This is a genomic window from uncultured Duncaniella sp., from assembly GCF_910578445.1.
Taxonomy (GTDB): domain Bacteria; phylum Bacteroidota; class Bacteroidia; order Bacteroidales; family Muribaculaceae; genus Duncaniella.
On the sequence record NZ_CAJTQC010000008.1, the window covers coordinates 40,141 to 59,989 of the forward strand.

A 19,849-nucleotide genomic window follows, 5' to 3' on the forward strand; every position below is an offset into this window, starting at 1 on the left:
TGCACAACTTGGCCTATATTCGATATTAAGTAGCCTTAATCAGATATATCAAATCTAATCATATTAATTATCACATTATGAGAAAAAGTATTGTTTCACTGGCTCTGTTTGCCGTTTCGGCATTCGGAGTTTCGGCAGCCCCTTTGTGGTTGCGTAATGTGGCTATTTCTCCTGATGGCTCGACGATTGCATTCACCTACAAGGGTAATATCTTCACAGTGCCTGTGAAGGGTGGTGAAGCTCGCCAGTTGACATCGGGAAGCAGCTACAACACCAATCCGGTATGGAGTCCGGATGGCACAAAGATTGCGTTCGGAAGTGACCGTGAAGGTTCGATGGATGTATTTGTTGTCAACAGTCGGGGAGGTGTTCCCAAACGTCTTACCACTAATTCAGGCAATGAGGCTCCGCTGGCATTCAAAGATAACAATCATGTGCTATTTTCAGCGACATTGCTTCCGTCACCGACAGCTGCTCAGGGCGGTTTCAACCAGCAGGTCTACAGTGTGGATCTTGAAGGGCATCGTCCGCAGATGTTCATTTCGTTGACCATGCCTGCGCTCAGCGTCGGTAAGGACGGCCGTGTGCTCTATCACGATAAGAAAGGAGTGGAAAACGCATGGCGTAAGCATGAACGTTCGTCAGGCACATCAGATGTCTGGTTGCTTGATAACGGGAAACATACGAAGCTTACCGATTTCAATGGCCATGATTTAAATCCTGTCTGGGCGCCTGACGGTTCTTTTTATTTTGTCAGCGAGGAGGACGGCACTCTTAATGTCTACAAACGTTCGATAGACGGCAAGCAAAAAAAACAGCTCACATCGTTTACGACACATCCTGTCCGTTCGCTCTCGGCATCGAATAATGGAACTCTTGCTTTCAGCTGGGACGGTGAGATTTATACAATGAACGAGAACGGCAAGCCTGAAAAGGTCAATGTCGAAATCATTACCGACGAATATGCGTCGCCTGCCGAAAAGTCATTGCGTCGTTCAGGTGCGTCGAGCATTGCTGTGTCGCCCGACGGTGAGCTGGTGGCCTTTGTGCTTCGCGGTGATGTGTATGTAACCTCCACCGAGTTTAACACCACCCGTCGCATCACCGACACTTCTGCTCAGGAACGTTCGGTCGACTTCGCGCCTGATGGTCGCAGCATCGTGTATGACAGCGACCGCGACGGAATCTGGCAGCTGTTCACGACTGAAATCAAAGATCCTGCTGAAAAGTCGCTGCTCTATGCTACGGAACTTGTCGAGAAGCCATTGTATAAGAGTAATAAGCCTGCATTTTTCCCTGACTACAGTCCCGACGGTAAAAAAGTGGCTTTTCTTGAAGACCGCACCACGCTGCGTGTCATTGATGTCAAATCCAAGAAAGTGACAACCGCTCTTGACGGAAAATTCAATTACAGCTATCAGGACGGAGATGTCGGTTTCGAGTGGGGACCGGACAGCAACTGGCTTCTTATTGACTATATAGGTGTCGGTGGCTGGAATAATTCGGATATCGCTCTTGTAAAAGCCGATGGCAGTGAAGTAGTCAACCTTACAGAGAGTGGCTACAACAACAGCAATCCCCAGTGGGTTCTCAATGGTAAGGCCGTTGCCTATACTACAGCTAAATATGGCTATAAGAGTCATGGCAGCTGGGGTAATGAAGGCGATGTGCTCCTCATGTTCCTTGACGGCGAGGCTTATGACCGCTTCAACATGACCGAAGAGGAAGAAAAACTTGCCGATAAAGCAGAAAAAGATAAGAAAGACAAAGAAGGCAAGGATAAGAAAGATAAAAAAGACGGCAAGAAGGACTCAAAAAAAGGAAAGAAGGACGATAAGGATAAGAAAAAAGATGGCGAAGCAGAAAAGAAAGAGTCAAAACCTTTGGTCTTCGATTTCGCTGACCGCCGTCACCGCCTCGTACGTCTGACAGGTTCATCCTCGAAACTTGGTGCATATTATGTGTCACCGAAGGCTGATAAACTTTATTATGTCGCATCAAGTCCCGATGGCCGTTCGCTCTATGAACGTGATCTTAAGAAAGGCGACACAAAGACTCTTGCCAAAGGGCTGAGTGCATGGACCATGATTCCTGATAAGGACGGAAAGAACGTGTTCGTTATGGACCATACCGGCATCAAGAAAGTCACTCTTGCATCAGGAAAACAGACTCCTGTGGCTTTTGAGGCCGAATACACACGTCGTGCGGCGGATGAGCGCAATTACATCTACGAGCATATGTGGCGTCAGGTACTTGACAAGTTCTATGATCCGGAACTTCATGGCGTTGACTGGGCAAAGTATCGCGACGAATATGCAAAGTTCCTTCCCTATATCAATAACAACTATGATTTCTCCATCCTTCTCAGCGAAATCCTTGGAGAACTCAATGCCTCGCATACCGGTGGTGGCTATCGTGGCGGAGGTAACCGTCTGCCGACATCTCATCTTGGAGCGTTCTTCGATGAAAACTATGACGGTGACGGCTTGAAGGTGGTCGAGGTCATAAAACGTGGCCCTCTTTCACCGAAAAATGTCGGAGTTGAGCCCGGCGACATAATCATGGCTATAAATGATTCCACGATTCTTGCCGGTCAGGACTATTTCCCGCTGCTTGAAGGCAAGAAGAAAATTAAACTCGGCATAAAGAAACGCAACGGTGACAAGAAAAATGTCTATGTCAAGACAACAACAGCCGGAAATATACGCAATCTCCTTTATCATCGCTGGATTGAACGCAATGAGCGGATTGTCGACAGTGTGTCCGGCGGCCGTATAGGCTATGTCCACGTGGAAGGCATGGACGCTTCAAGTTTCAGTGAGGTCTATGACCGTCTTCTTGGCAAGTTCCGCAATTGCGACGCTGTGGTTGTCGATACACGTCACAACGGTGGTGGCTGGCTTCACAATGACCTCGCTCTTCTCCTCGGCGGTAAAGAGTATGTGCGTTTCAGCCCTCGCGGACAGTATATCGGCACAGAGCCGTTCTCTCAGTGGACCAAGCCATCCGTGATGCTTGTCGACGAGAGCAACTACAGCGATGCTCATGGTTCGCCATACGTCTATCAGACGTTGAAAATCGGTGATGTGGTCGGAGCGCCTGTGCCGGGCACTATGACTGCCGTGTGGTGGGAGACTCAGATTGATCCTACTCTTTATTTCGGCATACCTCAGGTGACATCGCTCGATATCAACGGTCAGCCACTGGAGAACAAGCAGCTCAATCCCGACGTGCTTATTTACAACACTCCTGAAAATGTTCTCAACGGTGTTGACGACCAGCTCATCGGTGCGACCAAGCATCTCATGAATAAGACAAAGGCGGTGAAGAAGTAAAACCGTTCTTCATGCTCAAGGCAGCGACTTGTCTGCCGGCTTAAAAACAGACTGACGATGATCCGTTTATCGTCAGTCTGTTTTTTTGCACCGGAGATGATGATTTTGATGTGTGAATAATATTTGCTACCTTTGCAGTGCCGATTATAAGCTTGCGTTTTGTAATCCTCATCGGAGGGCATGATAATGATGCTGGATAAGATGACCGGGTAAAACCACGATTCTTATGCGGCTATTTTTATGTTTAACTTTAATAAAGCGAGTTTTAGAGATGAAACGTGATGCTATTGATCTTGGTAAGGTAAACATTCCGACTCTTTTTAGAATTTATCTTGTCCCTACGTTGCTTGGAATGTTATCGTTGTGTGCGGTTACGGCGACCGACGGTATTTTCGTAGGGCGCGGTTGTGGCAGTGATGCCTTGGCAGCCGTGAATATCTGTATTTCTCCCACAATGGTCATGATGGGCATCGGACTGATGCTTGGAGTCGGGGCTTCAGTGGTGTCGTCGGTCCATCTGGCAAACAACAATGCCAAGGCTGCGAGACTCAACATCACCCAGTCGCTGCTTGTGGCAACAATTGTCGTATGTGTGTTTCTGGCACTGACACTGCCTTCGGTGTCTGCAACCGGACGGCTGCTTGGTAGCTCTGAAAATCTGTTGCCATTGGTAAGGGAGTATATGCCTTGGATTTTCGCCACATGTCTGTTTCAGGTCTGGTGTGCGATAGGGCTGTTTGTTGTTCGTCTTGACGGCTCTCCGAGATATGCGATGTGGTGCAATGTCCTTCCCGGATTGCTAAATGTCATTCTCGACTATGTTTTTATATTCCCACTCGGGATGGGCATAAAAGGTGCGGCATTGGCTACATTTCTGAGCTGTATGGTAGGCGGCGGCATGGTGATGGCCTATCTTGGATGGTTTGCATCGACACTTAAAGTTATAAAGATTAAGATTAGCCGCAAGAGTCTGATGTTGACCATACGCAACATTGGCTATCAGTGCCGGATTGGTATTTCCGCTCTGCTCGGTGAAGCAACGATGGGTGTTCTCATGTTGATGGGAAATCTCATGTTTATGCGCTACATGGGTGATGACGGAGTCGGGGCATTCAGCATCGCCTGCTATTACTGTCCCTTTGTGTTTATGATTGGTTATGCAATCGCTCAGTCCGCACAACCGATAATAAGCTACAATTATGGTCTCGACCAGCGAACGAGGATTGCAGCTACCGAACGGCTTGCCATCATCACCTCCATTATATGTGGCGCAACAGTCACAGTTGCCTTCAATCTGTTTCCTGAGAGCATGGTATGTCTGTTTCTTGACATGGATACCGAGGCTGCTGAAATAGCAGTGGCCGGTTTTCCGTTGTATTCCACGGCTTTCATATTTTTTATTTTCAACCTTACTGCAATCGGCTATTTCCAGAGCGTGGAAAAAGTATTGCCTTCGATTGTATTTGCCTTGCTGAGAGGGGTGTTATTCCTGATACCGTCATTCATAATACTTCCGGTCATTTTGGGCGATAATGGCATATGGCTGGCATTAGCCGCATCCGAAGTCATGACATCGGTGTCGATTATAGGTTATTACTTATTCGTGAGATGTAAGGATTGAAAGATTGATACGGCTATTGATTTTTTGAAATAGCTTTGAATACATATTTGGTTTTATATATGTTAGGATAGATGACCGGGTCTTGGTTGGCACAAGTGACATGCAGCTCCTTGTCAGTCAGTTTGTCGATAAGCCAATAAGTCATGGAATAGCCATCGCTGAAATAAACGACTGAAAATGTGTCGTTTGTGAAAGCCCATTGAAAATAGGTCACAGTGTCATCTTTGTCTGGGTCAGGATTCACATATCGACAATAGCCCTTGCCTGAAGTCTCGAAGCTATATATTTGATTGCCATTATCATAGACTTCGGGCTTCATGTCGGGGTATGTGACTGATTGGACTACCCAATTGTATGCGGTCAGTCTCGCCACCACGCTTTCCTGTTCAGCCCCAATATATCCTGTCTTTTCACATGCGGCAAGTATGATTGTTGTCACTGCCGTTATGATTGCCGTAATGACTGTTTTTTTCATTTTGAGAAACTGATAGAGACAGGACTGTCATCAAGCAACGACGAGCCTTTGATTTTAACTGACTCGCGGTTTGCATCGATGCCGAACATAATCATATAGTCTTTGGGTATGGTCGTTCCTACGCCCGCAATGACTATTGTCGCCCGGTCTGTATCGTTATTGTCGCAAAACGAAAGTTGCGAGACGTAGAATGTCGAGCGTGGCGATGCGGCTACGTTCATCTGTATGTTTTCCGGTAGACGATAGAGCGTGGCATCGGTCTTACGTCCGCTTATATCGACATTTCCGAGAAATCCCGATCTGCTTATTTCATTTGCGAACCGGTTGACTTTAAGATAGCTTTCGTTTGTGCCTGTCCGCACATGGCTGTTTGAACATGTCGAGTAGACCATGGCACTGACATGTGGCGCATCACGGAGTGTTTTCAGTATGACGTTGGCGTCATTCATCTCGCTTAGAAATCGGTCACGGTTTATGTCGCTGACTGAGCCAAGCTCCTCGCGACCATGATTCACAACATAGTCTGTAACTGCTATTTTTTTGTCGGCATTGACATAAAACAGCCCGGTTGAGGCATCAATGTCGACGAACTGAGCCATAATTTCAGCGTCAGTCTGATAGTCGCGTATCTGTGAGGGTGTCTCGTAGGCACGACGATTGTCTGTGCAGCCTCCAAGGAGCAGGCAGACAAACAGAAGAGAGAATATCTTAGTCATAATGTGATCGATTTTTATAGTTGCAAATATCAGTATTAAATCTGAATAAAACAATCATGAGAAATGATAAAATCACAGTGTAACGTATGGTTACGTTTTTTTAACACTGAAATCTGCATAATTGCCACTGACTCCTGACATTAAGCTTCTACTACTAAAAAATATCCCTGTCAGCCATCACATTGCCTGACAGGGATTTATATTCACAAACTAAAATAAATTCGATTATTCGTCAAATGTCATTTCGTCAAAACCGGCAGCGTCAAATTCGTCTTCGTTAAATTCGGTCGAACCATAGAAATCATCATCAAGATCTGACGAAACTACTGATTGTGCGGCTTTTGCATCAATCTTTGCATCAAAGTCATCAAGGTCTACGAATTGAGAGGGGGCTTCGCCCATTGAAATCGTACAGAGTGGGTCGTGGAGATTTTTACCGGGAATCGACTTTTTCATTTCAATGAAAAATGAACGGTCTGTCATATAATCAAACACCCATACGAGGCGTTGACCGTCATCTTCGATAAAATCACTCAACGGGGTGTCTTCCATCAGATAGACATCCTCCGATGAATCCGATCCCATATCTTCCAGACAGATTTCCTGATTGCGTTCCCATCCGTCCTCACACATAAAGAATGAACTGAATTGCCCCTTGTCGTAGCCAACAGAGTCACAGATGGCATTGCGAAGGTCAAGAAATGTGGCGTCAGCGTCGATTTGTATTTCACGCTTGAAGTTGTCGACTTCGTCAGAGACGATACGAAAATTGAATATCATATTGAATCGTGTATTGTTTTTCTTTCTATTTTCTCAATGGCCACGACTGTTTTTTCATGGTCACCGTTCTGTACTGCGAAAGTAATAACTTTTTTTTAAAACGAAAACACTTTAGTGAAAAATTTCAGTCTGGCGGTCTCTATATATGAAATCAGATATACCTGCTTCAGCGGTTTCTTAATCGCGCAGTGATTTGTTTTATCATGGCATTATTCTTTAGTGGATGAATGTGGAATAGTTACAAAGTTAATAAATAGGTATTAATTTAAAAACTAAAAGGGTCGTAAAATTGACTTATTCCATGCATTTTTGTATTATCGCATCTTTTGCAGTGATTTAACGGTGTAATTTTGTGTCATAAATGGACAATTAAATGAATTTCAGATTATGGAAGACTATGTATTAAACCGAATTAAGGCTATCATAGAAAAGACAGATGGTTTGTTGGCGATAAATAGATATAATAAAATCCGGCTGCATTTCTGTGACGCAGCCGGACGGAAGTGTTGTTGTGCTTATAATAATGTTATATCCCACAGACTATGGGTTGAGAACCATAGTCTGGTGCTATAGTCGGAATATTATTCCCATGAAACCTTTAAATCGCGGATTAAAGTTGCTGATGCGCCTACAGAACCGGTGTGTTGGATGGCGAATGAATTGTGAGTGGTGGGTATTGCAGCTTTAGCTGAAATGCTCACGGCAGGCTTCACGTCGGGATTGCTGCTGCCGACGGCCGGAGCTTCAGTTGACGCGTTGGCGCTAAGAATGCCATCTCTGAGTTCGAGTGAGATATGACATGGATTGCGGAAACAGTTTGAAGCGACAGGTGTGCTGATTGGAGAGACTTTTCCGTCGGCATAGCGGACAAGTGTGAATGTGACGGCTTTATCATAGTCGGGAGTGCGTTCGATTCGCAATCCGTAGCCTGAAAGTGTCTGCGGATCGAATCTGATACAGATGTCCATATACTGGCCGGTAGCGCTTCCAAAACCCTGTCCCGGACCTTTACACGGCTCGGCTATGAGTGAAAGTTTCATTGCCTTGCATTCTGTAATCGTAGGGGTGTAGGATAAACGAGCTCCACGGGTTGCCTGTACTAGTCCTGTCCCTGTCGACGCATCGGTTCCCTGACCGTAATACCAGCTCAGATTCGGGTCTGCTGTCCAGTCGTGGAGCTGCGTGTCGGCCGGTTTATAAGAGTCGAAATGCCAGAAGCCCGGTTTTCCTCCTTTTGTCTTTCTGATAGGAATTTCCGCAAATGATGTCACGAGTGTACGTTCTTTCTTCGGCGAAGCCTTTGATATTTTTTTAGTGATTTCACCACATTCGAGTCTGGCGCTTTGGCGTGTTCCTTGGCGAGTGTCATCAAGTTTAGGCGAAACGGCTGCTGTTATGAAAAATCCGTGATCGGCGCTTGAAAGGGTATAAGTTGCTCCGCTTAGTCCTCTGCCGTGGCGAACAGGGATGCTGTCAGCTCCGTCAGGCCGGGTCGAACGATACCATACGATGTAGCTTTCGTCGTTTCCGTCTTCTGAAAGTTTATAGTTTACTTTTGCGATACCTTTTTCGACTGTCACAGACGGAGCTGCGGAAAATTCAGGAGCGTCTTTGAGGAATGGCTCTACAACGACTTTTGTAGCGCCGACAAGGCCGTCGGATGTCGTGGCTGTGATTATGCTTTCTGCTTTTCGTGGAAACAGATTTGAGCTGGTGGCGGTTGCTGTCAGGCCTGAGGTTGAAAGCTTGATGTTTGTCGGTGCGGACCAGCGTATTCTATTATATCTCCCGGTTGTCGGATAGTCGCCCCAGCAGACAGGAGTGGTGGAGATATGCAGCGTGTCGCCTTGAGCGGCAAGCGGACGTGATGAGATGTTTATTTTCAGTGCGACCGGGAGCGAGGTCAGAGATTTGGATTGTGAGGCTTCTGCTTTTTTTATTTCCGGAAGCATCCCAAGTGGATCCCATCCGTCGTTTCCTCCGAGAAGGTTAGAGGTATTATAGATAGTTTTTCCTCCGCTGATGACTTTGTAGGCTTCAAGTAGCGGGGAATTGGTAATGTCGCTGCTGAGATCAGGACGTTCTGCATCGATGACGGCGGGTTTGCCGTTGAGTGTGACTCCGCTTTGATAGCAGCGTATCGGTGAAACGTCGCGTGTCCATTGTAGTTTTACGGGATTGTCTGCGGTAAACCGGGTGTCAATCATAGTGACCATGCCGGGGGCTTTGGTTAGGTATTGGACACCGTTGACAAGTGTATGTATGTCGCAATTGAGAAAAATAGCTCCTGTGGATGCGGTGGAGTAGAACGGTTTTCCGCTGTGGAATGTAAATTTGCAGTCGAGATACACGGCAGAGCCGGTGAGTGCGTCGTCCGTACATTCAAAATAGCAGTCTTTATAGAGCGAGCGCCGTCCGCCGACAAACGGACATAGGTTCAGACGGCTGATAAACCGGCAGTTTCTGGCAAAGACCCTGTCAGTGCCTTCACATATGCCAAGTTGGGCCTGCACGATGGCTTCGCGTCGTTTCTGACGGTTAAACGATGGATTTTTAGGATAGACGAGGTCTACGTTACAGTAGTTTCCAAATGTCATGTTTTCAGTGTGCAGACTTTTGCCTGTGAAACGGAGCATCGTATAGTTGCCCAATGCTCCCTGTGTCTGTCCGCGGTTGACTGCAAAAACCACATCATCAGGATTATCGGCAAGTCCGATTATGGAAAGTGTGTCGCATCTGATTTCGGCTGCATACGGAATGCTCCCGGAATTCTTTGGGTTGCGGCGGATTTCGGGATCGTCAGGATTATCGAGCCAGTAGACCGACGGCTCGACAAACAGTGTCACGTTTGATGCTCCGGAATTGTTGATGGCATTGATGGCTGAAAGCGCATCGTTGAATACGTAGGGTGATGAGCTTTTTCCTGAAGTCAGCAAGAGTGCTGACGGACTGAGGGGATAGCTGTGGCCGTTCAGGCTGATTGATGAATAGTCGGGACTGACAGAAAAATCTCCGGCAAGGGCGTGTGTCCCGGAAAATAGCAGAGATGCCGTTAGCAGTAGAGGTTTAATCATGGTTAGAGATGGTCTTTAATAAAAATAGCGCGGACGCTTTTTGGTATCATCAGAAGCTGTCTTGATTTTTCAATGTGCTTTCTGTCGATACTCAAAAAAGCGCCCGTGCTATTGAGTAAGTATATTATACTTCAAGGTTGAGATTGAATTTCTCGTTCCAAGGGAGGCCGTTTTTGGCGAGCTCGTCGAGGAATGGATCCGGATCGAATTCTTCGACATTGTTCACACCGGGCTTAACCCATTTTCCTGTAAGGAACATCATCGCTCCTACCATTGCGGGGACACCGGTCGTGTAGCTGACAGCTTGCATGCCTGTTTCGCGATATGCTTCCTCGTGAGAGCAGTTGTTCCAGATGTAATATGTAAGGTGCTTGCCTTCTTTGTCGAGACCTTCGATGCGGCAACCGATTGAAGTTTCGCCGTGATAGTTCTCACCGAGGTCCTGAGGATTGGGAAGGACAGCCTTGAGGAACTGGAGAGGAACGATCTTCTGTCCGTTGAATTCCACTTCGTCGATGCGTGCCATGCCGATGTTCTGGATTACACGGAGGTGTGTGAGATATTCCTGTCCGAATGTCATCCAGAAACGTGCGCGCTTGATTGAGGGATAGTTCTTGACGAGTGATTCGAGTTCCTCGTGATAGAGAAGGTAGCTTTCGCGCTCACCGATATTCGGATAGGTGAGAGTCTTGTGGATTTCGAGCGGACCTGTGGTCACCCATTTGCCGTCCTCGTAATAACGTCCGTTCTGTGTGATTTCGCGGATGTTGATTTCGGGGTTGAAGTTGGTGGCGAATGCCTTGCCGTGGTCTCCGCCGTTGCAGTCGACGATGTCGAGATATTCCATGTCGGAGAAATAGTGCTTGGCCGCATATGCTGTAAACACGCCGGACACTCCGGGGTCGAATCCGCAACCGAGGATTGCGGTCAGGCCGGCATCCTCGAAACGCTGCTTGTAGGCCCACTGCCATGAATATTCGAAGTGTGCCACGTCCTTGGGCTCATAGTTTGCTGTGTCGAGGTAGTTGACTCCGCATATAAGGCAGGCATCCATGATGGTAAGATCCTGATAGGGGAGAGCTACATTGATGACGAGTTCAGGCTTGTGGCGGTTGAACAGTTCGACAAGCTGAGGAACGCTGTCGGCATCAACAACGTCTGAACTGATGTTGGGTTTGCCGATGGCTTCGACAATTGCGTCACATTTACTGCGGGTGCGCGAAGCGATGACGATTTCTGTGAAAACTTCAGGGTGCTGGGCGCACTTGTGAGCGACAACGGTTCCTACGCCGCCTGCTCCGATAATTACGACTTTTGCCATGTTCTCTATTTTATAAGATAGGATTTTTAGATCAGAGTTTGTGTATAGCTAAATTTTTTTACTGCTGAGCGACGGAAATGCAATCCGTCGCTCAGCAGATTTATTTTTCAGGATAGATAGTCTGTCAGTCGCGCTGGCTTCCGAAGAATCTGAGGAGATAGATGAAGAGGTTGATGAAGTCGAGATAGAGTGTGAGCGCGCCGATTGTAGCGAGGTGTCCTGCATATGCCGACGGTGTCACGAGTGCCATCTGCTTGATTTTCTGGGTGTCCCATGCGGTGAGGCCGACAAAGATAAGCACACCTGCTATCGAGATGATCCAGTCAAGGGTAGAGCTCTTGGTGAAGATATTGACAACAGAAGCGATAATCAGACCGATAAGCGCATAGAACAGGAAATTGCCCCATTTTGTAAGGTCCTGAGTTGTGAAATAGCCGTAGACACTCATAGCTCCGAACGTTCCTGCGCAGATAAAGAATGTCTTGGCGATGGAAGTCATTGTATAGACGAGGAAAATCGGAGCGAGAGCCATGCCGTTGATAGCTGCGAATGCGTAGAACAGCAGTGTTGCCGCTATGGATGACATCTTCATCACTCGTGCTGACAGTACGAATACAAGTACGAGTTCGGCGATGAAAAGACCCCAGTAGAACCAAGAGTTGGTCGCCATAAAGGTCATGTAGCTCATCGAAGTCGAACAGAAGAGAGAGACGAATGCGGTCACGAGAAGACCGAGAAACATTTTGAAGTAGACGCGCTTCATCACTGAAGTGGTGGTCTGGACCACCTCTGCCTGTGAGGCATGGTAGCCGTTGTAGTTATTGCCTCCGCCATAGTAAGGGGGAGGGGTCTGCTGATTGTAACTCATGTTTTAGATGCGTTTTTAGTTTGTGTGAAGTGAATTAGAGAGTAGATATATAAAAACGTATTAATGACGCAACATGTTTGTTGGACTATTGGCCGTGAGCCGTTTTACATTCTTTCGGGAACTTCAATTCCGAGTAGGCCCATGCCGGTCTTTACTACTCGTGCTGTCTGACGGCTCAATTCGAGGCGGAGCGAACGTTTGGCAGCGTCGCTTTCCTTCAGGATAGAGCAGTCGTGATAGAACTGGTTGTAGCTCTTCACGAGATCATAGATATAGTTGGCGATGAGCGCCGGACTGTAGCTCTGTCCTGCTGCCTGTACGGTTGCCGGGAAATCAGCCAAAGACTGAATAAGGGTGATTTCACGCTCTCCCGGAGCGACATTGCTGTAGCCTTCGATTTTCATACCTTCGTCCTCGGCCTTGCGGAGCACTGAGCAGATTCGAGCGTAGGTATATTGTATGAAGGGGCCGGTATTGCCGTTGAAGTCGATTGATTCCTTGGGATTGAAAGTGATGTTTTTTCGGGGATCGACTTTCAGGAGGAAATATTTGAGCGCTCCAAGGCCTACCATCTCGGATATGCGGGCTATTTCTTCGTCGCTGAGACCGTCGAGTTTGCCGAGTTCGGCCGAAACGGTTTTGGCTGTCGCCACCATGTCGTCCATCAGGTCGTCGGCATCAACGACAGTTCCTTCGCGCGATTTCATCTTGCCTTCGGGAAGTTCGACCATGCCGTAGGAGAAGTGTACGAGATCTTTGCCCCACTTGAACCCAAGACGGTCAAGGAGAATGGACAGGACTTGGAAATGGTAGTTCTGTTCATTGCCCACGACATATATCATCTTGTCGATGGGATAATCCTCATAGCGCAGTTTGGCAGTGCCTATGTCCTGAGTCATGTAGACAGATGTGCCGTCGCTGCGCAACAGAAGTTTGTGGTCAAGTCCTTCGCCTGTAAGGTCGGCCCAGACAGAGCCGTCCTCTTTGCGGTACATTTTTCCTGCTTCAAGGCCTTCGAGCACTTTGCCTTTGCCTTCAAGATAGGTTTCGCTTTCGTAATAGATTTTGTCGAAGTTTACGCCCATTCGCTTGTAGGTCTCGTCGAAACCGGCATAGACCCATGAGTTCATTGTCTCCCATAGGGCACGGATTTCGGGATCTTTCTGTTCCCATTTCACGAGCATTGCGCGCGCTTCTTTCATCAATGGTGATGCGGCTTCGGCTTCCTCCTTGGTCATGCCCTGCTCTTCAAGAGCTTTGAGCTCGGCTTTGTAGTGTTTGTCGAAGAGCACATAGAAATCGCCGATAAGGTGGTCGCCCTTCTTGCCGGCCGATTCCGGGGTCACGCCTTCGCCCCATTTCTGCCATGCGAGCATTGATTTGCAGATATGGATGCCTCGGTCATTGACTATGTTGGTTTTCACGACGCGGTTGCCGCAAGCCTTGAGGATTTCAGCGAGGCTGAAACCGAGAAGATTGTTGCGGATGTGGCCGAGGTGAAGAGGTTTGTTCGTATTTGGTGATGAATATTCGACCATTACGAGAGGCGAGTTTGCGTCGGCAGCCTTCAGGCCATAGTCGGGTGTGTCGGCGATATGGCCGAGTACCGAATTCCAGAATTTTGGAGCGACCGTGATGTTGAGGAAGCCTTTGACAACGTTGAATTTTTCAACGGCTTCTTCGTTAGCCTCAAGCCATGCGCCGATTTCCTGACCGACGGCATCGGGCGCTTTGCGCGCAGCCTTGACCCAAGGGAAAACAACAACTGTCAGGTTACCCTCAAATTCCTTACGGGTGGCCTGTGGTACTATGGTTTCTGCGGGAGTGTCGATACCGTAAAGCTCTTTGACAGCTTTTGAGACTGCCTGTGCAATGATGCTATCAATAGACATTTTTATTGTTCGGATTTTGTCTTTAATAAATAAAAAATTTCCTCTGATGATTATGTTTTGCAAGAGAGCATGATGCTCCCATGCTTCAAATCACAAAATTACAATAAAAATGCGAATATCCGAAATATTTGTCATCCTTTGTCCCATAACTCTCCTCTTTTGGGATATTTTGATCCGCCGAGAAGCAGGCGCAGTGATGTGTTATAGCTGAAATATGCCCATATCCAGTTGATGACTACGTTGATTTTGTTTCTCATGCCAAGCAGTGAAATCAGATGGATGAACATCCATGCGAGCCATGCCACGAATCCCGATAAATGTATGCCGTGGAGGTCGGCCACCGCCCTGTTTCGGCCGATTGTGGCCATAGAGCCTTTGTCGGCATATCTGAATGGCTTGTCAAATTTGCCGGAATTCAGGCTTTTGGCAAGAAATCGCCCTTGTTGGATGGCCACTTGTGCGAGCTGGGGAAGGCCTTTGGGATATTTCTCGGTTGTCAGCAAGCCGATGTCTCCGATGGCATAAATATCGTCGAGCCCTTCGACCCGGCAATATTGGTCGGTTGGAAAGCGTCCGCCACGTCCGGCTTTATAGTCAACACCTGAAAATTCTATAGGCACGCCGGTCACACCAGCGGTCCAGATGACCATCTCGCTGTAAATCGTCGAGCCGTCATCAAGTGTGATTACATTTTCATTATACGTCTTCATGAGACGTCCGAGTCTCACGTCGACCATTAGCTGGCCAAGGTCTCGCAATGCTGTGTCAGAAGCCTCCCGGCTCATAGTACCCAACAGGCGGTCAGCCCCTTCGACGATTGTTATGCTAAGTTCGTCAGGCGAAATGCCGGGGTAGTCGCGTTTAAGGATATAGCGTTTCAGCTCTCCGACAGCGCCTGCGATTTCGACTCCCGCCGGACCGCCGCCGATGACAACGAAACTCAACATGCGGCGACGCTTTTCGCGGTCAGTCTCGACTGCGGCACGTTCGCAGCGAAACAATATTTCGTTGCGTATCCTGATGGCCTGATCAGTCGATTTCAGTGTGTAGACATTATCTATAAGGCTGTTGTTGCCGAAAAAATTATTGGTTGTGCCGATTGCCATTACGAGCTTGTCGTAATGGATGGTTTCATAATCGGTTGAGACTTGTTTTGCCACCACGTCTATATTCCGGACCTTCCCGATATGGAAAGTCGTCCCGTGACAGTTGCGTTTGCGCAATTCACGGCGCAAAGGGAAGCAGATGCTTGTCGGGTCAAGTTCCGACGAAGCTACCTGATAAAACAGAGGCGGAAAGGTGTGATAATTGTGTTTGTCGACAAGTATTACATCAAATTTACTTTTGTCTATCTTCTTGACAAAATTCAGACCGGCGAAACCACCGCCGACCACAACTATTTTCTGTTTTGTTGACATAAGCAGGAAAGACAAATTGCGTTTATCGTTTTGTTGATTCTATAACGCATTGCTTCTCCTGTTGGTTTTATTCCGTTGTGTCTGATGAAATATAATCGAGGGTCAGGGTTCTGTGATTTTCAGACTATTGTCCGGTTTTCGCATGTCAGAATTCGGGCTGGGAATTGCTCTACGAGCGATAGGTTGTGTGTTGCCATTATGACTGCGGTTCCTTTGTTCGCAATCTCATGCAGACGGCTGACGATGGCCTCACCTGTCACCGGGTCAAGGTTGCCTGTCGGTTCGTCGGCAAGGATTATGCGCGGGCTGTTGAGGAGTGCGCGGGCTATCACTATGCGCTGCTGTTCGCCTCCTGATAGTTCGTGAGGATTTTTGTAACTCTTGTTAAGCATCCCGACTTGTTTCAGTACCTCCTCTATGCGCTTTTCGATTTCGGCTTTGTCGTGCCAGCCGGTCGCTTCAAGCACGAAACGCAAATTAGCGTAGGCGCTGCGGTCGGTCAGGAGCTGAAAGTCCTGAAAGACGATGCCGATTTCTCTTCTCAGATATGGAATCTGTCTGTTGCGTATTGTGTTGAGGTCGTAATCAAGCACCCGCGCCTCACCCGAAGCAATGGGTATGTCGGCATAGATGGATTTGAGCAGGCTTGACTTGCCGCTCCCGACTTTGCCCATGAGATAGACAAATTCGCCTTCGTCGACCGAAAGGTTGACGTGTTTCAGAGCTATCAGGTCCTGACGGTGAAGCTCGACATCCTTATATTCTATGACTTTTCCCATGCTTTCGAGTTATGGTGGCAGATGTGAAATTTTTTGCGCGTGGTTAATTGCCCATCTCTGACATGAATTTTATTCTCATCAGGCGGATTTCGTCTTCCGTAAAGTCTTCTCCGAGTTCGCGGTAAGCTTCGTTGAGATCGTCGGTCTGACATTCTTTGAAGAAATCGAAAATTTCTTCTTGAGAATCTTCGTCGATAATCTCGTCGATATAATAATTGATGTTGATTTTTGTGCCTGAATACACGATAGCTTCGATGTCGTCGATGAGTTCGCTGAAATCAAGGCCTTTGGCAATTGCTATTTCCGGCAGTGGGATTTTGCGGTCTACAGCCTGTATGATGAAATATTTTGTAGAATTTCGGCTTGGCACGCTGCGCACACGGAAGTCCTCGGGGCGTTCGATTTCATTGTCCTCGACATGACGCTTGATTACTTTGACGAATTCTTCGCCATAGCGTTTAGCCTTGCCTTGGCCTACACCGGGGATGTTCTGAAGTTCCTCTATTGAAATCGGGTAGGTCGTGGCCATCGCTTCGAGCGACGGGTCTTGGAATATCACATAAGGAGGCAAGCCGAGCTTTTTGGCAATCTTCTTGCGCAGGTCTTTAAGAATGCTGAAAAGTTCATCGTCGGCTGCACATGAGCCTCCGCTCTTCAGGATTTCGGGTTCCGGCTCCTCGCTGAAATCAGTGTCCTCGACTACTTTGAACGATTCAGGACGCGAAAGGAATTTTTTGCCTTTCGATGTGATTTTTAAAAGTCCGTAATTCTCGATATCGCGTTCGAGATAGCCGGCAAGAATAGCCTGGCGGATTACGGCACTGATAAGGCGCTCGTCTGCGCCTTGTTCGCTGCCGAACACTTCAAGCTGGTCATGCTCATAGGATTTGACATCTGAGGTTGCCCGTCCGAGCACAACGTCGGTAACATGGTCGGCCTTGAATTTTTCTTTTAGTGCGATGACGGTTTCCAACACCGCGCATAAATCATCTTTAGCTTCCACTTTTTTCTTTGGATTAATGCAGTTGTCACAGTTCTGGCAGTTGTCTTGTCCGTATTCTTCGCCGAAATAAAACAGCAGCGAACGTCGGCGGCAACTGCTTGCCTCAGCGTAGCTTTGGGTTTCAATCAGGAGCTGCCGCCCGATTTCCTGCTCGGCAAGCGGTTTGCCTTGCATGAATTTCTCCATTTTCTGAAGGTCCTTGGCCGTGTAGAAGGTGATGCACTGTCCTTCACCTCCGTCTCGGCCGGCGCGGCCTGTCTCCTGATAGTAGCCCTCAAGCGACTTGGGCATATCATAATGTATAACAAATCTAACGTCGGGTTTGTCGATTCCCATTCCGAAGGCTATGGTGGCCACGATCACATCCACTTTCTCCATCAGGAATGCGTCCTGATTGGAGCTGCGGGTCGCTCCGTCCATGCCGGCGTGATAAGGAAGAGCCTTGATGTCATTGACAACAAGCATCTCTGCGAGTTCCTCGACTTTTTTGCGGCTCAGACAGTAGATTATGCCTGATTTGCCGGGGTTGTTTTTGATATATTTAATGATTTCCTTGTCGATGTTCTGTGTCTTCGGCTTCACCTCATAATACAGGTTCTCGCGGTTGAACGACGACTTGAATACCTTGGCATTTGTCATGCCGAGGTTCTTCTGGATGTCATGCTGCACCTTGGGCGTGGCGGTGGCCGTGAGCGCGATCATCGGTCGCGGATTGATTTCGTTGATGATGGGGCGGATGCGCCTGTACTCAGGTCGGAAGTCATGACCCCATTCCGAGATGCAATGGGCTTCGTCGACCGCATAGAAGGAAATCGGTATGGTTTTTAGAAATTCAATGTTCTCCTCTTTGGTCAGCGACTCCGGAGCGACATAGAGCAGTTTCGTGCGTCCGGCGGTGATGTCTGATTTCACCTGATCGATTGCAGAGCGGTTGAGCGAGGAGTTAAGGAAATGGGCCACATGGTCTGCCTCGCTGAAATGGCGCATTGCGTCCACCTGATTTTTCATCAGGGCTATCAGCGGGGATATAACAATGGCCGTACCTTCCATCATGAGGGCGGGAAGCTGGTAGCAGAGCGATTTTCCGCCTCCGGTCGGCATGAGGACGAAAACGTCGTTGCCGTCAAGGAGACTGCTCATGATAGCTTCTTGGTTGCCCTTGAAGGAGTCAAAACCGAAATGCTCTTTAAGTGCGTCGTGAAGTCGTTGATTCATGGGATATGCTTCAGGTTGGTGGAGGAGTGAAATGTGAGATTAGAGGGGAGTATGTGATGTGCGTCGGAGGTCTCCGCTCAGCCTATGTAGGCTTTGCGGATTTTCTCCTCGGCAAATGCGCGGTCGATGACCAGCTCTTTGATGTCGGTCGACGGGGTCTCATACATGGGGTCCATCATGATGGTCTCCACAATCGTACGCAGTCCGCGTGCGCCGAGCTTGTATTCAATCGCCTTGTCGACAATGAATTCAAGAGTCTCGTCTGTGAATACGAGCTTGACGCCGTCCATGGCAAAAAGCTTTTCGTATTGCTTGGTAATAGCGTTTTTAGGCTCTGTGAGTACTCTCAAAAGGGCTTCGCGGTCAAGCGGGTCGAGATGAACGAGCACCGGCAGGCGGCCTATTATCTCAGGAATGAGGCCGAACGATTTGAGGTCCTGAGGCGCAATGTATTTCAGGTAGTTGTCAGAATCGACCTTTGACCTGACTGATGAGCCTGTGAAACCTACGACGTGAGTGTTGAGGCGATGTGCGATTTTACGCTCGATGCCGTCAAACGCGCCTCCGCAGATGAAGAGAATGTTCTTTGTGTCTACGGCAATCATTTTCTGCTCGGGATGTTTGCGTCCACCGTTCGGCGGGACGTTGACAATTGAACCCTCAAGCAGCTTGAGCAGGCCTTGCTGTACACCTTCGCCCGACACGTCGCGGGTGATCGACGGATTGTCACCCTTGCGGGCGATTTTGTCGATTTCGTCGATGAAGACTATTCCGCGTTCGGCTTTGGCCACGTCGTAGTCAGCGGCCTGAAGAAGACGGACAAGCAGGCTTTCGATGTCTTCGCCGACATAGCCGGCTTCGGTGAGGACCGTTGCGTCGACTATGGCAAACGGCACATCGAGCTGTCGTGCGATTGTCTTTGCAAGAAGCGTCTTGCCCGTTCCTGTCGGGCCGACCATGATGATGTTGCTCTTCTCGATGTCGACATCGTCCTTGTCCTGCGCGAGACGCTTGTAGTGGTTATAGACTGCGACAGACAGGTATTTTTTTGCGTCTTCCTGACCGATGACATACTGGTCGAGGAACTCGCGTATCTCTACCGGGGTCGGGAGAGGCTTGGCTGTGTCGTCGGCCGATGGAGTGTCTTTGCGGTTTTTTGAGCCGGCAGGGCGGAGTGAAGGGTTCTCCTGATAATAGTCTTTCAGGAGGCCTTCAATCTGTTCGACACACTCGCTGCAGATATACGTGTCGCCGAGCGGACTCGGAACGAGTATGTCAGTATATGACGGCTCTTTGCCGCAAAATGAACATTTGATTCCTTGATTCGAATTGGATTTTTTTGCCATTTCGTG

Annotated in this window: 13 protein-coding genes; 2 read left to right on the plus strand and 11 right to left on the minus strand. The window is 48.2% G+C overall.

Going from position 1 to position 19,849, the window contains the following annotated elements; genetic code table 11:
* Window positions 1-77 precede the first annotated feature (77 nt).
* Entirely contained in the window at window positions 78-3,335 is a 3,258-nt protein-coding gene (locus QZ311_RS05200; RefSeq protein WP_297064967.1) for a S41 family peptidase, read from the plus strand.
* A 271-nt stretch (window positions 3,336-3,606) separates the two neighbouring features.
* A complete protein-coding gene (locus QZ311_RS05205; protein WP_297064970.1) occupies window positions 3,607-4,956 on the plus strand; it encodes an MATE family efflux transporter in 1,350 nt (449 codons plus the stop codon).
* Window positions 4,957-4,969: 13 nt separating this feature from the next.
* Here the strand turns inward: QZ311_RS05205 and QZ311_RS05210 are convergent, their stop codons facing one another.
* The 11 genes from QZ311_RS05210 to clpX all read right to left on the minus strand — a co-directional run bounded on the left by QZ311_RS05210 (window position 4,970) and on the right by clpX (window position 19,843).
* Window positions 4,970-5,431, minus strand: a complete 462-nt coding sequence (locus QZ311_RS05210) for a hypothetical protein (RefSeq protein WP_297064972.1) — start codon at window positions 5,429-5,431, stop codon at window positions 4,970-4,972.
* Window positions 5,428-6,147, minus strand: a complete 720-nt coding sequence (locus QZ311_RS05215) for a hypothetical protein (RefSeq protein ID WP_297064975.1) — start codon at window positions 6,145-6,147, stop codon at window positions 5,428-5,430. The genes QZ311_RS05210 and QZ311_RS05215 overlap by 4 nt, the downstream gene beginning before the upstream one ends.
* Before the next feature lie 225 nt (window positions 6,148-6,372).
* The gene (locus QZ311_RS05220) at window positions 6,373-6,927 is read right to left on the minus strand and encodes a hypothetical protein (RefSeq protein ID WP_297064977.1); all 555 of its coding nucleotides are present in this window, start codon (window positions 6,925-6,927) and stop codon (window positions 6,373-6,375) included.
* A gap of 581 nt (window positions 6,928-7,508) precedes the next feature.
* On the minus strand, window positions 7,509-10,001 hold the full coding sequence (locus tag QZ311_RS05225) for a hypothetical protein (protein ID WP_297064979.1): 2,493 nt from the start codon (window positions 9,999-10,001) through the stop codon (window positions 7,509-7,511).
* 124 nt (window positions 10,002-10,125) lie between these two features.
* A complete protein-coding gene (locus QZ311_RS05230; protein WP_297064983.1) occupies window positions 10,126-11,322 on the minus strand; it encodes a saccharopine dehydrogenase family protein in 1,197 nt (398 codons plus the stop codon).
* A gap of 124 nt (window positions 11,323-11,446) precedes the next feature.
* Window positions 11,447-12,190 (minus strand): Bax inhibitor-1/YccA family protein, encoded by a 744-nt coding sequence (locus QZ311_RS05235; RefSeq protein WP_297064986.1) that lies wholly within the window; start codon window positions 12,188-12,190, stop codon window positions 11,447-11,449.
* A 104-nt stretch (window positions 12,191-12,294) separates the two neighbouring features.
* Window positions 12,295-14,082, minus strand: a complete 1,788-nt coding sequence (gene argS, locus QZ311_RS05240) for an arginine--tRNA ligase (protein ID WP_297064989.1) — start codon at window positions 14,080-14,082, stop codon at window positions 12,295-12,297.
* 131 nt (window positions 14,083-14,213) lie between these two features.
* Window positions 14,214-15,500, minus strand: coding sequence for an NAD(P)/FAD-dependent oxidoreductase (locus QZ311_RS05245; protein WP_297064991.1), 1,287 nt, complete (start codon window positions 15,498-15,500; stop codon window positions 14,214-14,216).
* Between the two features lie 119 nt (window positions 15,501-15,619).
* The gene (locus QZ311_RS05250) at window positions 15,620-16,279 is read right to left on the minus strand and encodes an ATP-binding cassette domain-containing protein (RefSeq protein WP_297064994.1); all 660 of its coding nucleotides are present in this window, start codon (window positions 16,277-16,279) and stop codon (window positions 15,620-15,622) included.
* Between the two features lie 43 nt (window positions 16,280-16,322).
* The gene (gene recQ / locus QZ311_RS05255) at window positions 16,323-18,497 is read right to left on the minus strand and encodes a DNA helicase RecQ (protein ID WP_297064997.1); all 2,175 of its coding nucleotides are present in this window, start codon (window positions 18,495-18,497) and stop codon (window positions 16,323-16,325) included.
* Between the two features lie 77 nt (window positions 18,498-18,574).
* Entirely contained in the window at window positions 18,575-19,843 is a 1,269-nt protein-coding gene (gene clpX / locus QZ311_RS05260; protein ID WP_297065000.1) for an ATP-dependent Clp protease ATP-binding subunit ClpX, read from the minus strand.
* Window positions 19,844-19,849 lie beyond the last annotated feature (6 nt).

Excerpts from the sequence above, each read along its gene's own strand:
- QZ311_RS05215 (WP_297064975.1), bottom strand. The coding sequence starts at position 6,147 with ATGACTAAGATATTCTCTCTTCTGTTTGTCTGCCTGCTCCTTGGAGGC.
- QZ311_RS05250 (WP_297064994.1), bottom strand. The coding sequence starts at position 16,279 with ATGGGAAAAGTCATAGAATATAAGGATGTCGAGCTTCACCGTCAGGAC.
- QZ311_RS05220 (WP_297064977.1), bottom strand. The coding sequence starts at position 6,927 with ATGATATTCAATTTTCGTATCGTCTCTGACGAAGTCGACAACTTCAAG.
- recQ (WP_297064997.1), bottom strand. The coding sequence starts at position 18,497 with ATGAATCAACGACTTCACGACGCACTTAAAGAGCATTTCGGTTTTGAC.
- argS (WP_297064989.1), bottom strand. The coding sequence starts at position 14,082 with ATGTCTATTGATAGCATCATTGCACAGGCAGTCTCAAAAGCTGTCAAA.
- QZ311_RS05225 (WP_297064979.1), bottom strand. The coding sequence starts at position 10,001 with ATGATTAAACCTCTACTGCTAACGGCATCTCTGCTATTTTCCGGGACA.
- clpX (WP_297065000.1), bottom strand. The coding sequence starts at position 19,843 with ATGGCAAAAAAATCCAATTCGAATCAAGGAATCAAATGTTCATTTTGC.
- QZ311_RS05200 (WP_297064967.1), top strand. The coding sequence starts at position 78 with ATGAGAAAAAGTATTGTTTCACTGGCTCTGTTTGCCGTTTCGGCATTC.
- QZ311_RS05245 (WP_297064991.1), bottom strand. The coding sequence starts at position 15,500 with ATGTCAACAAAACAGAAAATAGTTGTGGTCGGCGGTGGTTTCGCCGGT.
- QZ311_RS05210 (WP_297064972.1), bottom strand. The coding sequence starts at position 5,431 with ATGAAAAAAACAGTCATTACGGCAATCATAACGGCAGTGACAACAATC.
- QZ311_RS05235 (WP_297064986.1), bottom strand. The coding sequence starts at position 12,190 with ATGAGTTACAATCAGCAGACCCCTCCCCCTTACTATGGCGGAGGCAAT.
- QZ311_RS05230 (WP_297064983.1), bottom strand. The coding sequence starts at position 11,322 with ATGGCAAAAGTCGTAATTATCGGAGCAGGCGGCGTAGGAACCGTTGTC.
- QZ311_RS05205 (WP_297064970.1), top strand. The coding sequence starts at position 3,607 with ATGAAACGTGATGCTATTGATCTTGGTAAGGTAAACATTCCGACTCTT.